This is a genomic window from Rhizobium sp. SG741 (assembly GCF_012275435.1).
GTDB classification, from domain to species: Bacteria; Pseudomonadota; Alphaproteobacteria; order Rhizobiales; family Rhizobiaceae; genus Rhizobium; species Rhizobium lusitanum.
In genome coordinates, this window is the sequence record NZ_JAAZQP010000011.1 from 120,208 (window position 1) to 135,789 (window position 15,582).

At 55.9% G+C, this 15,582-nt stretch carries 11 protein-coding genes; 5 read left to right on the forward strand and 6 right to left on the reverse strand.

Going from position 1 to position 15,582, the window contains the following annotated elements; all coding sequences use genetic code 11:
• Positions 1 to 198: 198 nt before the first annotated feature.
• Positions 199 to 2,118, reverse strand: a complete 1,920-nt coding sequence (locus FHT29_RS25145) for a methyl-accepting chemotaxis protein (protein WP_168600291.1) — start codon at positions 2,116 to 2,118, stop codon at positions 199 to 201.
• Between the two features lie 491 nt (positions 2,119 to 2,609).
• Complete coding sequence (locus FHT29_RS25150) at positions 2,610 to 3,068, reverse strand: IS5 family transposase (protein ID WP_246703107.1); 459 nt, start codon at positions 3,066 to 3,068, stop codon at positions 2,610 to 2,612.
• A gap of 149 nt (positions 3,069 to 3,217) precedes the next feature.
• Here FHT29_RS25150 and FHT29_RS25155 point away from each other — a divergent pair, with 149 nt between their 5' ends.
• Positions 3,218 to 3,919, forward strand: a complete 702-nt coding sequence (locus tag FHT29_RS25155; RefSeq protein ID WP_168600292.1) for an alpha/beta hydrolase — start codon at positions 3,218 to 3,220, stop codon at positions 3,917 to 3,919.
• A gap of 56 nt (positions 3,920 to 3,975) precedes the next feature.
• Here FHT29_RS25155 and FHT29_RS25160 read toward each other — a convergent pair whose 3' ends face one another.
• From FHT29_RS25160 to FHT29_RS25170, 3 genes are all read right to left on the reverse strand, one after another.
• A complete protein-coding gene (locus tag FHT29_RS25160; protein ID WP_162693736.1) occupies positions 3,976 to 5,304 on the reverse strand; it encodes an efflux transporter outer membrane subunit in 1,329 nt (442 codons plus the stop codon).
• A 125-nt stretch (positions 5,305 to 5,429) separates the two neighbouring features.
• On the reverse strand, positions 5,430 to 6,695 hold the full coding sequence (locus FHT29_RS25165; protein WP_037191115.1) for a HAMP domain-containing sensor histidine kinase: 1,266 nt from the start codon (positions 6,693 to 6,695) through the stop codon (positions 5,430 to 5,432).
• Positions 6,695 to 7,378, reverse strand: coding sequence for a response regulator transcription factor (locus FHT29_RS25170; RefSeq protein WP_037191116.1), 684 nt, complete (start codon positions 7,376 to 7,378; stop codon positions 6,695 to 6,697). Before FHT29_RS25170 ends, FHT29_RS25165 begins: the two co-directional genes overlap by 1 nt.
• A 292-nt stretch (positions 7,379 to 7,670) precedes the next feature.
• Here FHT29_RS25170 and FHT29_RS25175 point away from each other — a divergent pair, with 292 nt between their 5' ends.
• The 4 genes from FHT29_RS25175 to FHT29_RS25190 all read left to right on the forward strand — a co-directional run bounded on the left by FHT29_RS25175 (position 7,671) and on the right by FHT29_RS25190 (position 14,300).
• Positions 7,671 to 9,134: an efflux transporter outer membrane subunit gene (locus FHT29_RS25175; protein WP_047555663.1), complete on the forward strand. Its 1,464-nt coding sequence runs from the start codon at positions 7,671 to 7,673 to the stop codon at positions 9,132 to 9,134.
• A gap of 95 nt (positions 9,135 to 9,229) precedes the next feature.
• Positions 9,230 to 10,267 carry an efflux RND transporter periplasmic adaptor subunit gene (locus FHT29_RS25180; RefSeq protein WP_051963282.1) on the forward strand — a complete coding sequence of 346 codons (1,038 nt, stop codon included), beginning with the start codon at positions 9,230 to 9,232 and terminating at the stop codon, positions 10,265 to 10,267.
• Positions 10,264 to 13,401: an efflux RND transporter permease subunit gene (locus tag FHT29_RS25185; RefSeq protein ID WP_168600293.1), complete on the forward strand. Its 3,138-nt coding sequence runs from the start codon at positions 10,264 to 10,266 to the stop codon at positions 13,399 to 13,401. Before FHT29_RS25180 ends, FHT29_RS25185 begins: the two co-directional genes overlap by 4 nt.
• 260 nt (positions 13,402 to 13,661) lie before the next feature.
• The gene (locus tag FHT29_RS25190) at positions 13,662 to 14,300 is read left to right on the forward strand and encodes a glutathione S-transferase family protein (RefSeq protein WP_037191121.1); all 639 of its coding nucleotides are present in this window, start codon (positions 13,662 to 13,664) and stop codon (positions 14,298 to 14,300) included.
• 305 nt (positions 14,301 to 14,605) lie between these two features.
• Here FHT29_RS25190 and FHT29_RS25195 read toward each other — a convergent pair whose 3' ends face one another.
• Entirely contained in the window at positions 14,606 to 15,553 is a 948-nt protein-coding gene (locus FHT29_RS25195) for an AraC family transcriptional regulator (RefSeq protein WP_037191974.1), read from the reverse strand.
• Positions 15,554 to 15,582: the final 29 nt, after the last annotated feature.

Below are 15,582 nucleotides of genomic sequence, written 5' to 3' on the forward strand. Positions count from 1 at the left end.
ATGTGGTGCTGATGTCAAAGGCAGATGCCATAGAACCGTCATCGATAGTGTTTGCGGCCCCACTTTCTTTTTCAAATTATTTTCAAAGATCGGCACTTTGCGCTCCGCCCGAGCGGCGCGCTCTCCGCGCCGTTTGACACTCCAAACGTTGACGGATCAACCCCGATTATCGTCAAAACTCTTCCCGACTGCCAGCACTCACGCTGTCTTTCCGCCGAAGGCTGCGGCTACGGTGTTAGCCATTTTGCGTGCCGGAGAAATGGCCGGCTTGTGGAGAGCGGTGACGGCAACCGGCGAGGCGGGAGGTTTGCGGCGCGGCGCATCCTGCGACGCTCTTGTCACGCCGAGTTGGAACTGGTTGAGCAGCTCTCGCAGCCTGGTTGCTTCGCCGGCGAGCATTGCGCTTGCCGCGTTTGTTTGTTCGACCATTGCGGCATTCTGTTGCGTTACCTGATCCATCTGGTTAACAGCAATGTTAACTTCGGAAAGACCTACGGATTGCTCCTTCGCTGAGGTTGCTATCGCGCCCATATGCTGGTTGACCGTAATAATATAGCCTTCGATGGTCTTCAGCGCCTCCCCAGTCTCGCTAACAAGCTTGACACCGCTCTGCACTTCTACGCTCGAACTGCGTATGAGATCCTTGATCTCCTTTGCTGCCTGTGCGGAACGCTGGGCAAGCTCACGCACCTCTTGCGCGACAACAGCAAAGCCCTTGCCCGCCTCCCCTGCTCGGGCGGCCTCCACACCCGCGTTGAGCGCCAGGAGGTTTGTCTGGAACGCAATCTCGTCAATGACACCGATGATGTTCGCGATCTGGTTGGATGACTGCTCAATCCTCTGCATTGCGTTTACAGCATTTGACACGACAACGCCCGAATGTGCCGCGCCCGCATTTGCCTGCGCGGCTACAGCTCGGGCCTCATCGGCTCTCTTTGAGGAGTTCGATACATTGACGGTAATTTCATCGAGGGCCGCGGCAGTTTCCTCAAGCGACGCCGCCTGCTGTTCAGTTCGCTTCGATAGATCCTGCGCGCCCTGGCTGATTTCGCTCGTCCCGACGTCGATGGCGCCGGTTGCATCGGCAACCGCTCGCAGCGTTTCCGCGAGCTGGGCCGTGGCGCTGTTGAAATCCGCCCTTAGGCTCTCGAGTTCCGCGACGAATGGTTCCGTGATTCGGCCGGTCAGGTCCCCATGAGACAGCTGCTTCAGGCCCCTCCCGAGTTGCGCCGTTGCGTAGGCCATAGCTTCGGCCCGCACCTCTTCGAGCTGAGCAATGCGGTCGCGCTCCCGCTCGGAGAGCGTTCGCTGGGCAGCAACCTCTTGTTCCAATCTTTGATTGGCAAGTGCACTTTCGCGGAAGACTTCCAGCGCAGCTGCAATGTTCCCGATTTCGTCGGCACGCGACCGATAAGGGATTTCTCGATCAAGGGCGCCTTCTGCCAACTCCTTCATGGAGCCGGTAATCCGGGTCAGCGGTAGCGAAACGATCCTGACCGCATAGTAGATGCCAAAGCCGCTCAGCCCGAGAATAACGACGATGGTCGCGATGGAGATTCCCATTGCCGACGAGAATGCCTTTGCCGCGCTGCCGACGGCTTGGTTGGCAACGTCCAGGTTGACGTCCTTGAGTTGATTGAGCAGCTCACCGTTTTTGATCGCTTGATTCCGCATCGCCCCATTGAGGATGGCGGCTGCCTCCTCGTTTTTGTTTTGGCGCGACAGTTCGATCATTGGCGCTGCGAGAGTGTCGTAAGTCGCGACACCGGCTTCAATCTGGTCAATCAGCTTCCGCTCGACATCCGACGCGGCGAGAGCACGGTAGGCGGTAATTTGCTGGGCGGCTTTTTGCTTCACGTCATTGATGCGCTGCTCCGCCTTGGCTATGGTCTCTGGCGTTAACGATAGGATGTGCTGTGCATAGGCCAAGCGTTTATCAGTAAGGGCGGCCTCCAGGTCGCCGATGGTCCGAACGCTCGGCAGCATATTCTTGCCGAGTGAGATGGTGGATGCGTTTGTTTCGTTCAATCCCACCAACGACACAAGCGCGTTGCCGCAGAAGGCGAGCGCAAGCACGACAAGGAGTGATGTCAGTCCTGTCCTGATAGACATTTCCATTTTTAGCCCCTCCCCATGGTAAATTTTCAATAAACTAGCCGATAAAGATAGCGAATTGCTTAACTGGGCTACTCGTCATCTAAGCTGGTGCACCTCGCCGGCAAAGGGCGGCTGCCTTGACGTGGGAATCGGCATCTTCCATCAACAGGTCGCGGGATACGATCGAAAGGTGCCAATTAACGACGCTCCCAGCGCATGAAACAATGCGCGGGCGAAGGAAATGGAAATATCTGCCAGACCGCCGACTCTGGCCTCATCACCTTCGTGAATAGCCACTGTCCCTCCAATGTCATTCTGTCGCTGTCTTGGCTCCCGACTGCTTGCCCAAGTAAGGGCGGCGCTCCAGCTCCGCGGATTTCAGTGCGCTTCTAAGGCGCAGCAGATCCCTGCGGGCAATTAACTATCCGAGCGAAATGGTCCCGATCAATCAGTGTCGGAGATGGCATTAGCTTGACAGCGGGCGCCTGGCTGGATCCATTTCCTCTGGGACACTAGGCGGCGTGGACAAATTTAAGCCAGTATCTGGCGGTGGCGAGATAGACCATGCCGAGGAAGCTGTTGGCTAGTTGATCGTAGCGGGTAGCGATGGCACGATTGACCTTTAGGTGGCCGAAAATGCGCTCGATGCGGTTGCGCTGCCTGTAGAGCGCCCGGTCATGTTCGATCTTCACGCGGCGGTTTGACCTGCCGGGGATGACCGTTTCGATTTTCCGTTCGGCGAGGTCGGCACGGATGGTGTCAGCATCATAGCCTTTGTCTGCCAGCAAGGCGCCCGGTGAGCGTTCGGGCAAGCTAATCAGGGCATCATATGCTTTGCAATCGGCCGCTTCGCCGCCTGTCAGAATGAAGGCGAGCGGTCGTCCGAGGGCGTCGAGCGGTTCTTCTTGGGCCGTCTGCCTCGACCCCGGCTCTTCGGTTCGATTGGCAACAGACCCTTCAGAATGCGCCATTCTGTTTCGGTGAGATCGCCCCGGCTCAATCCTGCCACCAAAAGCAGCCTTGAATCAGTGACTGGTCGGGACGTCAATGATTGAGATACTTTGGGCTTCGTTTGTTGCGGAAGACGATGCTAAACCTATTGTGATGATTGAGGAAAAATATGGGAATTGAGTCCGATACCAACATCGTATCCAACGAGTTAGAAGCCTTTACCATTACTCGGATCGAGGCCGAGCAGCCAAAGTGCATTGCTTTGTTCGCAGTCGGTCGTGGTGGTAACCCGGCACGCCACCATCATTTGCTGCAGACCATGGCTAACAGGAGTTGCACGGTCATTGCGCCACACTTCGAAATGCTGGCCTCAAGTGTCCCGACCAAAGCCGAGTTGGACATGCGCATCCACAGGCTCGAAGCATCTATAGACAGTTGCGCCTACAGCAACCTCCCCATCGTTGGCATCGGGCATTCCATTGGAGCTACAGCTCTGCTCGCCCTTCAAGGCGCCGAGGGCGAAACCCTTGATGGGCAGCAACTGATTACAGGCGCGACTCCACGCCTTGAGCGATTGGCCCTCTTGGCTCCGCCAACGGACTTCTTCCGCCGTCCAGGCGCGCTTCACCGTATAAAGATGCCGATGAAAATCTGGGTGGGAGCCAAGGATACTATCACGCCGCCGGCTCAATCTCGCTTTCTCATGGATATGCTCGCCGCTCAGGCATCTGTGGCGGTCCAAGTTGATCCCGATGCCGGCCATTTCACCTACATGGACGAATTGCCGCCAAATGTGCCGGAACCTCATCCGGATCGGAACACTTTTCTCGCTGGCTTGGCCGATGAAATAACCGCGTTCTTAGTCGCTTAGCGGCTAACGCGGCTAGCCGATACCGATCATGCAGCCACCGCCGGACAAGTATGACATCACTTGTAACCCAAGCGGTAGGTCGGCGGACTGTCAGCGATTTGTCCACGCGCCCTAGTACCTTGCGTGACTGGTGCGGCAGCCTTGCAGAGCGCTATGTAGTGCAGTGCCTGATCGCGGATGGCTTGTGCTCTCGACTGCTGGGCCTCGAGGTAGTCGCGCTCAGCATCGAGAATATTGAAGAATTCACTCGCACCTAGCTGGAAACTCACCCTACCAAGTCGCAATGTCTCTTCTGACGTTGAGGCAAGTTTTTCTTGCGCGGCAATATTGCGTCCATCTCTATTATAAGCCGCAAGCGCTTTTTCGACTTCGGCGATGCCATTCAGAACCGCGGATTGCCAAGCGGCTTGTGCTTGTTGCAATTGTGCTTTCGCGGAAGCGAGATTTGCCTTGTTCTTTCCCCCATCAAAAATGGGTGCGGTTAGATTGGCAGCCATTTGCCAGATGTCGACATGGCCGGTGTGTACGACTGCTGTCGGCGTAATATAGCCGCTGAGCTCCAAGGAAGGATAAAAGGCCGCCTTTGCAACTCCAACGCTTTCGGCGGCGGCGATGAAGTTCTTTTCCGCTCGCCGCACATCCGGTCTATTGCGGATGACATCGGTAGGGATGCCAACTCCGATTTTGTATCGCGGGCGCGGTTGAGCCGCTTTATCATGAAGTTCAGCACGCAGCTCTGCATCCGGCACCCCGGTCAGGCTCGCGAGAGTGGCGATAGAACTCTCAAGCTGGATCTCGAGTGACGGAAGCTCTGCATCGGCTTTCGCCACGAGCTGTTCGGCTTGAACGATCTGCAGTCCACTGCTTTGTCCAACGCCCTGACTGTCCCGCATCAAGGATAGATTGCGCTTTCTGTTTTCAACGGTCTGGCGTGCCAGCGCAATTCGTTCTTGGTAGTAGCGTAGGTCCACATAGGTTGACCCAATTGACGAAAGTACGTTTAGGCTCGTTTCGGCGGCGTCAAACACCGCAGCATCAAAGCGCGCCTCCGCCGCACGCTTTTGTGCCCGCGCGCCACCAAAAATATCCACAAGCCAGCTTCCCGAAGCGGTACCATAACTATTTGTCGATGTGCCAAATCCGTATTTGTCACCCCGCGCTTTGCCGACCCCGCCGGAGACCGTCGGCAGCAAGTTTGCCGATGCAAGATCGACGTTCGCACGAGCCTGCCCAACACGGCCTTGAGCCTCCAATATCTCGGGATTTTTCGCGCTCCCAAGCTCAATGAGTTTATTGAGTTCAGGATCAGCAAAAGCGCGCCACCAATCCTGGCTGATCGGTGAGGCTCTTGTTAGTCTTGTCGCGCCAACGAATGTCTTTGGCATGTCTGCCGCCGGTGCACTTACGGATGTATCGACGCAGCTGCTGAGGGTTCCGATTGCAAGAATCATGGGAATGCAAAAAGCATGCGAGTGGAACATGGCCTGCACTTTCGCAAAATTATGGGTGGTTAAACAGGAAGAATCATACGCATGAGCAGTCCGCCTTCCGCTGGAAGCTCGGCCTGTACTTCGCCGCCATGGCGTGCGAAGGCGTGTTTTGTTATCGCTAATCCGAGGCCAAAACCGACGGCGCCAGGGGGAAGATCACTTCCACGCCGAAACGGTTGAAAGATTGCCTCGAGAACATCTTTGGGGATGCCCGGACCTTGATCCACCACGGTAATCGCGAAGGCCTGATCTTCCCTCTTGGTTCGAATGAGGACCTGTGTATTTGATGGGGAATATTTGACAGCGTTTCGCACCACGTTTTCTATCGCTCTGTAAATGAGCTCACCATTAACGGATGTCACGCAGGATCCTACTCCCTCGTAAAGCAGAGTGATGTTGCGCGAAGCGCCTTCAAACGCGCAATCGTCGGCAATCTCGCGAAGCAGGTCGACTAGATCAACGGTCTGTCGCTCCAGTGGTTCAATCTCGGTGGTGGTGAGTCTGGCGAGAGTCAGAATCTCGCCAACGAGATCATCCATTCTTGCGATTTCTCGTTCGACACGCTCGGTCATTGCATGCAATCGACTGGGATTCTTGTTCAGAAGGCCAATTGCTGCCTGCAGCCTAGACAGAGGTGATCGAAGTTCATGAGATATATCGTGAAAGAGACGCTGTTGGATATTCTGGAACTCCTGCAGACGCGCCGCGGTGATATCAAAATCATGAGCAAGCGCTGCAATCTCATCCCTCTTTCGATCGATCTTATTGCCGATTCGTATATCGAATTGGCCGAGCGCCAAGGCGCGCAATCCACCCCTTAATTGTTCCACGGGCCGCGTTAGATATTGCGCCAGCCAATAGGCAGCGAGTGCAGCAGCAAACATGGCTGAAGCCCAAGGGACGAGCCTCGGCAGATTGCGTGATAGAAAGCCGACTTCCGTCGCCTCGGCGCTCAGTTGAAAGCAATGGTCTGCATTGACGACACGTCTTTCAAATTTATCCGTAACCTTGATGGTGCATTCCATTGGTCCGCCGATGACCGTCAGTTTCAGATGGACTGGCGACGGCGTCTGCGCAACGGCGGACAGGAATTGTTGTGATACGTCAACCCCGCCTGTCGCCAATAACCTAGCGGCTGTATCGAGCGCGAAAGATGTCCGTTGGTCGCGGAGTTCTTGCGCGGGAGGTACCAGTCCAAAGACAGAACCGATCGCAAACAGTATCGCGATTGATAGAGCCATTGTAAGCCAAACAATTGCGAAAATCCTCCAAAATAACTTTCGCATCAGTACTCCTGCACCAGTTGATATCCCTGGCCGCGGATGGAGCGAATCCAGGACGTGCCGTCATCACGGGTGCCGAGCTTTTGGCGTACGCTGCTGATATGAACGTCGATGCGACGGTCAAATGGCGTAAGAGGTCGGCCGAATGCGCGCCGAGAGATTTCCTGCTTTGGTACCAATTGCCCGGCATTGCGTGCCAACACTTCGAGTATGTTGAATTCCGCACCCGTTAATTCCAGCGGCTTGCCTTGCCATTGGGCGGTTCGACTGGCCGGATGTAAGGCGAGGTCACCGACCTGAAGAATATTTTCATCACCGGGCCTGCTTCCTGCTCGCCTAAGAATAGCGCGAATGCGAGCGACCAGTTCACCGGGAGAGCACGGCTTTGCGACATAATCATCCGCGCCAAGATTGAGACCGGAAATTCGATCGATGTCATCTCCCTTTGCCGTCAGCATCAAAACGGGTACATCGCCTAGGCGACGGATGCGTTGCAAAGCGTCTATGCCGTTCATCCGCGGCATCATCACGTCGAGAACGATGATGTCCACCGATTGGTCGGCGGCACTAGCTATGCCAACACGGGCATCTTCCGACGTCTCAACCTGAAACCCTTCCTCTACAAGATATTCGCTGAGAAGGGTCGTCAGCTCACTGTCGTCATCGATCAAAAGTACTTTCGCCATATCAGGTTCCGTGTGCATTTCCTCGGCACGAATACACCCAACAACGCCGATCGGAAGAAGTTTTACACAACTTTACACTTCCTTAACGTCGCTTAACATCACAGTCGCTATCAGAGGGCCGTCGGCAATTTGCCCCTGGAGCCTCGTATTGACTGAGACAACTGAATCCCATTCGCAGTCTTATCCCGTGCCATTAGAGGGGGCGGGACTGGATACCGATAGCGGAGCTCGCAGGAGCAAGCTGGCGCCTACAACACAGGGCTGGTGTCGAAGCTCAGCCCGATGGCTGAATATGCACCAGTTTAGCACTCTGCTTCTTTTGGCTGGTGCGCTCAGCGGCTGTGTCGTCGGCCCAGACTACCAGAAGCCGGGGCTTTCCATGCCCAAGAGCTGGAACACCAGAGCGCACGATAATCCGGACAAGCCACCAGCACTTGCGGAGTGGTGGAAGCAAATGAAGGATCCGATCCTCGATGACCTTATTGCTCAAGCCGTCGCGGCCAATCTCGATGTCGCTACGGCGAAAGCAAAGATAAGGGAAGCTCGCGCGACCTATCGCGAACAGGTTGGCGCACTGCTCCCGACGATCGAGGGCACGGCCTCCGCGACACGCAACCGCACGGCCGCGTCTGGTGGCACGCCGGCTACCGCCTACAATGATTATCAGCCCGGTTTCGATGCCAGCTGGGAGCTTGATTTATTTGGGGGCAATAAGCGTACGGCGGAGGCTGCGAAATATGGCGTCGACGCCGCGGAAGAAGACCTGCGCGATACGCTCGTCACCCTGATTGGGGATGTCGCGACCTATTATCTTCAGGCACGCGAATATCAGCAGCTGGCGGAACTCGCTCAAGATTCTTCAAAATCTCAGGCCCAAACGGCCGCGCTGACGCGCACACAATATAGTGCGGGTGGTACGTCGTTGGTCGATGTTACCAAGGCCGAAGCTCAAGCGGCGTCCACCCATGCCGATGTTCCATCCTATGAAATCTCCTATGCCAAGTCAGTCAATCGGTTGGGGGTCTTGCTCGGCAAGTCGCCATTGCTGCTTGAGAGCCTCCTGGGCAAGAGGTCAAGGCTTCCCGTTCCTCCCGCGAAGATCTCCGTCGGAATACCTGCCGACATATTGAATACCCGCCCAGACGTGCGCAAGGCAGAACGTGAACTGGCCCAAGCGACAGCAAAGATTGGCGAGGCCGAGGCTAATCGATACCCGTCGCTGAGCCTTACCGGATCCATTGATTCTTCCGCCACGAGCATTTCTGATCTGGGTAAGAAATCTACCATCGGATGGTCGTTTGGCCCTTCGCTTACGATTCCGATCTTCAAGGGTGGCCAGTTGAGGGCGGCGGTTGATGTCGCCAAGGCACAACGTGATCAGTACCTCTTCTCCTACCAGTCAGCCGTCCTCACCGCTCTAGAGGATGTTCAGAACGCCATAATTTCTCTCAATCGATCGAGGGCGCGCTCGGTGGATCTGGCGAAGTCGGTCGAAGGCTATCGGGCGGCTGCGAAGCTTTCAAAGCAGCTGCAAATCGCCGGCGAAGGGGATCTGTTCGACGTGTTGGACGCCGACCGGTCTTTGTACTCGGCCCAAAAAAGTCTCATCGAGACCAAAGCCGATATCGCGACATATTATATCTCGCTTAACAAAGCGCTCGGAGGCGGATGGACCGGTCCGATCGACATTTCACAGCCGGCCGTTCGCGACGTGAACGAGGCTCCGCACCTTCAGGCAAAGCAATCCGCTCAATGACTATTTCACATAAGACTTATCTGGGAAATCCCCATCTCCGCGACGACCTAAAGCGCGTTATTTGTGGGGCTTTTTTTGCCGTCATATCGACGTGCATGGTTGGAACACGCCCTGTCGCGGCAGAAGAACAGGGACAAACCAAGGGGGCCGCGGCACTGACTGTCGCGACGGTTAAACCTTCGCTCCAAGACTGGCCTCAAACAATCCCGGCGAGTGGATGGCTGAAGCCTTGGCATGAAGCCGTGATTGAATCTGAAACGAGCGGTTTGCGTATCACAGAGGTCCTTGCCGACGTCGGATCCATCGTCAAGAAGGGCGATCCTCTTGTCCGGCTGAATCAGGAAGCCGTGCTGGCCGATCTGCGCAAAGAGGAGGCGGCTGTCGCTACAAAAGAGGCAGATCTAGCAAAGGCGAAGGTCGACGCGGATCGAGCGCGCACGATCGGAGGATCGGGCGCGTTGTCCGACCAGAAGAGAGTGGAATACCTGACCACGGAGCAGACCGCGAAGGCAGATCTTGATTCTGAACGGGCCACGCTTGAGAGCCAGCAAATTAAACTTGAGCAAACCACTATCACCGCCGTCGACGACGGCATCATCACCTCGCGATCAGCCTCGCTAGGTGCAGTCGTGTCCACCGGCACGGAGCTTTTTCGTCTTATTCGCCAGCAGCGCGTCGAATGGCAGGCTGAAGTGTCAGCTCAATATCTTCCGCAGGTCGAGATAGGGTTGCCCGCGGAAGTCACGGAGCCGGGCGGAAAGGCGTTTCAGGGTAAGGTCAGACTTATCGCACCAACCGTCAGCAGCGATACAGGCCGTTCGATTGTTTATGTGGAGTTGCCTAAAGAGCCTCAACCCCGTGTTGGTCTCTATGTATCTGGTAACATCGATATTGGTACGAAAAGAGCATTGACCGTGCCGGAAACCAGTTTGGTTTTCAGAGACGGTATCAATTACGTCTTTGCCATTGATCAAGTACGCCGAGTACACCGGATCCGCGTTGATGTCGGTCGCCGAAGAGAGAACCGCGTCGAGATTACAGCTGGCTTGGCGGGCGATGAGATGCTTGTGCGATCTGGCGGGGCTTTCCTCTCGGAAGGCGCGCTTGTTAATGTTGAAGGGGCGGCAAAATGAACATTTCCGCCTGGTCAATTCGCAACCCCGTGCCCTCTGTATTACTGTTTGTGTTGTTGACAGTTTGCGGCTTGCTCGCCTTTTCGAAGCTCCAGGTCCAGAATTTTCCCGACATGGATCTGCCGACCATCAAAATTTCCGCATCGCTTGAAGGTGCTGCGCCAACCCAGCTTGAAACTGAGGTTGCACGTAAGATTGAGGACAAGCTCGCCTCTCTCAGCCTTCTTGATCATATTACAACGACGATCACCGACGGATCGGTATCGATCAGCGTCTCGTTCAAGCTCGAAAAGAACAGCGAAACCGCACTTAACGAAGTACGCAACGCTGTTGATAGCGCCAAGAGCGATTTGCCGTCCGAAATGGAATCGCCGACGGTTTCCAAGGTGACGGTGCAATCTTCCGTTCTCGTAACCTACGCGGTGCGCTCCAAAGACCTCGACGAGACGGAGCTTTCCTGGTTTGTCGACAACGACATGACCAAGGCATTGCTATCGGTGGGGGGCGTAGGAGAAGTCGATCGATTGGGCGGCGTGGACCGCGAGGTCCACATCGATCTCGATCCCAACCTCATGACATCCTTCGGTATCACCGCCTCGGATATTTCCTCCCGCGTGAAGTCTGTTCAATCAGACAAATCCGGTGGTCGTGGCGAAATCGGCTCTGCCCGTCAAACCATACGGACCCTCGGTGCTCTTCCCTCCATTGAAGATCTATCAAAGTTGGCAATTCCGCTGTCCAACGGAAAAAGCGTCCGGCTCGATGAAATAGGCAGCGTCACTGACAGCTTCGCTGACCGTTCTTCTCTTGCCTATTTCGATGGAGAGCGCGTGATAGCCGTCGAGATCAAGCGATCAAAGGGCTTTTCCGATACGGCGGTTGCTGATGACGTCCAGAAGAAAATGAAGGAATTCGCATCTGCGCATCCGGAGGTCGAGCTTGTTGAAGCCTATACAACGGTAAATCCCGTCATCGAGAACTATGAGGGCTCGATGCACATGCTTTATGAAGGTGCCATTCTCGCCATCGTCGTTGTCTGGATATTTCTGCGCGACTTTCGCGCGACCTGCCTCTCAGCGCTTGCTCTCCCACTCTCCATCATACCGACGTTCCTGGTCATGTATTTGACTGACTACAGCCTCAATACGGTTACGCTTCTCGCGCTATCGCTTGTTGTCGGCATTCTCGTGGACGACGCAATTGTCGAGGTGGAAAATATCACTCGTCATATTCAGATGGGCAAGACACCCATGAATGCGGCGCTGGAGGCGGCTGACGAAATCGGGCTGGCGGTGATCGCAACAACGTTCACCTTGGTTGCAGTGTTTCTCCCAACTGCATTCATGAGCGGGATTCCCGGCCTCATCTTCCGGCAATTCGGCATAACGGCTTCCGTGGCGGTGTTGTCCTCTCTTCTGGTTGCGCGCTTTCTGACCCCAATGATGGCCGCATATTTGATGAAACCTCATCATGTGGAGAAGGAGGACGGTCTGGTCATGCGAGGATACATTGCGATGGTCAAAGCTTGCCTCAACCACCGCAAATTGACCTTGCTTGCCACGAGCACTCTACTCGTCTTGTCTTTGGCAACTATTCCATTTCTGAGGACTGGATTCTTTCCTGCCTCTGACGATGCTCAGACGCAGGTTAGTCTGACACTTCAACCGGGCAGCGCCCTGGATCAGACGGATGCCATATCGAAGCGCGCAAGCGACATTATTTCCAAACTCCCCGATGTCACGCAGGTCTTCAGCGCCGTCGGAACCTCTTCAAGCGGTAGCGGACTCGATTCAACGACAACGACGGATGTGACAAAGGCCACTCTTGTCGTCGACCTGAAAGACATTAATAAGCGCAGCCGTAAACAGTCTGCGATCGAAGACGATATCCGTCACGCTCTTTCCGTGCTGCCCGGCGTACGCGTGGAGGTCGGGACCGGAGGCAATGGCACCAAACTGGAGCTCACTCTCGCAAGTGACGATTCCAATGTCTTGGAACAGGCCGCAAGCGCGCTTGAAAACCAGTTGCGAACACTCAAAGGTGTTGGAGCGGTCACGTCCAGCGCTTCGCTACAAGCCCCTGAGATCCAGATAAGGCCGGATTTCACTAAGGCCGCAGCACTTGGTATCACGTCTGAATCGATCGCCGAGGCGGTGCGGGTTTCGACGAATGGAGACTATTCCAGCGAGCTGTCGAAACTGAATCTGCCACAGAGACAGATTTCCATTCGGGTGCGATTTGACCCCCGTTCTCGCAGGGACATCGATGCCATATCGCAGCTGCAGGTCGCAGGTACAAATGGCAAGGTGTCGCTTGGAAGCGTAGCAACGATCACGATTGGAGGCAGCCCGTCCGAAATCGATCGGATCGATCGTGCCCGAAATATCACGCTGTCGGTAGAACTCAATGGACGCGTTCTTGGGGATGTGAATAAGGAAGCTCAAGCCCTTTCCGCACTGCGCCAACTACCACAAGGTGTATATCAGGTAGAACAGGGGGAGCTGCAACGCAGTTCGGAGTTATTTCAGAGCTTTGGAACGGCGATGGCTATAGGGGTCTTTTGTATTTATGCCGTCCTCGTACTCCTGTTTCATGATTTTTTCCAACCTGCCACGATCCTGATGGCGCTTCCGCTTGCACTTGGCGGGGCATTGCTTCCCTTGGCCATCACAGGCACCAGCTTTTCGATGCCAGCCATTATTGGACTGATATTGCTTATGGGAGTGGTGTCGAAAAATTCCATTCTCCTGGTCGAATACGCGATTATGTCCCGGCGACAGGGTCTCTCGCGCTTTGACGCGTTGGTGGATGCCTGCCATAAGCGGGCCCGGCCGATCGTCATGACAACAATCGCGATGGGCGCAGGTATGTTGCCGGTCGCTTTGAGCCTGAGTGGTGGCGATTCCAGTTTTCGCCAACCGATGGCGATCGTCGTCATTGGCGGTTTGCTCACCTCGACATTCTTGAGCTTGCTTGTCATACCGACGATCTTCACATTCGTAGATGACTTGGTGAGCTTCCTGAGGCGGCTCTTCGGCCACAATCAAGGACAGCATGGGGAGCCCCCACGCGTGGAAGCTGGCATCATCAAAGAAAATGAGCGCCGCCGACCGTCACATGGATCCGCTTCATGACAAATGCTGGCTGGTCTGCTGGTAGGGTTTGCCGGCATTGCGACGATTGCACAGGCTTTAGACCTCCCTGTAGTCGTCATCAAGCGTCCATCGGCTGAGCGCCCATTGGAGATTGTTTGAATTGAGTAAGGCGTCACTCATCTGGCGCGCGAAGAGTTCGACCTTCGGCGAGAGCCTCGGGAAAGATTTTTGATCCGCGATTGTCGAAAGGATGAGCCTTCGTTCGTCTTCTACGACGAGGACACCGGAGGCAAAACCGAATGAAGTTGTATTTCAGCAGAAACCCCAATCCACGCCTTGCAGTTGCCGTTGCGCGGTTCTTGAAAACAGATATCGCGTTCGAGTTCGCCGCACCGATGGCTCCGGGGCAATCGGAGCGATATCTGCCGCTCAACCCAAACCTTCTTTTGCCGATTTTGCAGCACTCCGGTCGAACGCTTTGGGAGAGCGATGCGATTGCCTGCTGGCTGTCCAGGCACGCCGGCTCGAACTTCTGGAGAACCGATGACGAAGAACCGGACATGATCCGCTGGATCAGTTGGGCGAAGGAGAACTTCATGAAGGCATGTGATATCGTTCATTGGGAGCGCGGCACGAAGCTGCGTTACGGTATTGGGCCGTGTGACGACACGATGGTTGCAGAGGGTCTAAGTCAATTCCACAAAGCAGCGGTCATTCTCGAAAGTGAATTGTCCGGTCGACCGTGGATCCTTGGCGAGACAATCTCGTTCGCCGATTTTCGCATGGCGACGTTCTTGCCGTTCAACGACGCTGCGCGCCTTCCGATAGAGGACTATCCCGCCATAAGACACTGGTCTGATCGCCTGGATCAGATCGAAGCCTGGCGCGATCCGTTTCGCGGATTGGACGCGCCGTGTCCGCCACCGCTTCCCAACTGAAATAGGCCTGTTCTGCTGGGCGATGGTGATGCTAAAGGTGCAGGGCTCTAGGATATCTGTCGGAGTGAAAGGCCGCCGTTCCATTTCGAGGGGTAGAGCGCCGAAGGTTTTGTGCTTGAATGCGGCAAATGCCATCGAGCCTGGCTTCCCGCTTGATTGTCACGCTCGACCCGGCGGTCTTGAAAGAATGTGAGCCTGAACCAGGATCGATTGATCCTACGCCGCTACGGGCCGTCAAAACATTGGCATATGAATTTCCGGTCTTTTCAGGATCAAGCACATGGTTGGAACAAATCCGAGCCGCATCAGACATCCTCCAGCTGTGTCAAACTGCGTTTGTGCATATTATTGTTCCGGTAAGATTTTGGCGACTTACCGGTTTCCCGCTTAAATGCATTGCTAAAGGCGCTTTCGGATGCATAGCCGACGGAGTGCGCGATCAACGCCACCGATTTTCCATCCTCATTCCGGAGCGCCTGCTCGGCCAGTCGCATGCGCCACTCAGTGAGGTAGGCCAGCGGCGCGATGCCAGCGACGCTGCGGAACCGCTCGGCGAAGGTCGTCCGCGACATGGCGCAGGCGGCGGCGAAATCTTCAAGGCGCCATGCCCGCGCCGGATCCTGGTGCATCAAACGCAGGGCCGGCGCGATGCGTGGATCGCTGAGCGCCCTTAGCCAACCTCCGCTTTCGTCCTGCGCTCCGGCCAGGTGAGCTCGCAGGATCTGGATGAAGAGCAACTGCGCCAATTGAGCGGATGCGAGTTCGGCGCCGGGTAGATCGGAAGCACGCTCCTCGACGAGCCGATCGAGCAGCCACCGGAACGTCGCGGCCGCGGGCAAGTTCGCCCGCACGTGGATCCAGGGCGGCAGCGCATCCGCCAACAGGCGGCCGCTGGCCGGATCAAGCAGGACGTGCCCACCGATATGCGCGAAGTCGCCACCGTCGCCGAGTTGGGCCGTCGTTCGCCCAACCCCTGAGAACAGCGTCATCGCGTCGACGGGAGTGACATCCGGATCACTGGCGAGCACGAAGGCTCGCGGCGCCGAGAGCAGCCCTACATCACCCGTTGCAAACCGGATGGGCGCCTCGCCGTCAAGCGCCACCCAGCAACTCCCCTTCACGACGGCGAAAAACTTGATCGTCTTCGGGGCCGGGAATCGGATCGCCCAAGGGCCTCCAGCCGTGAAGCCACCCGTGACCAGCGTTTCGGCACGCACGAGTCTGAGAATTTGCGAGAAGGGATCGATGATCATTTTCGTATTATCGCGCAAGTATTGCGTAT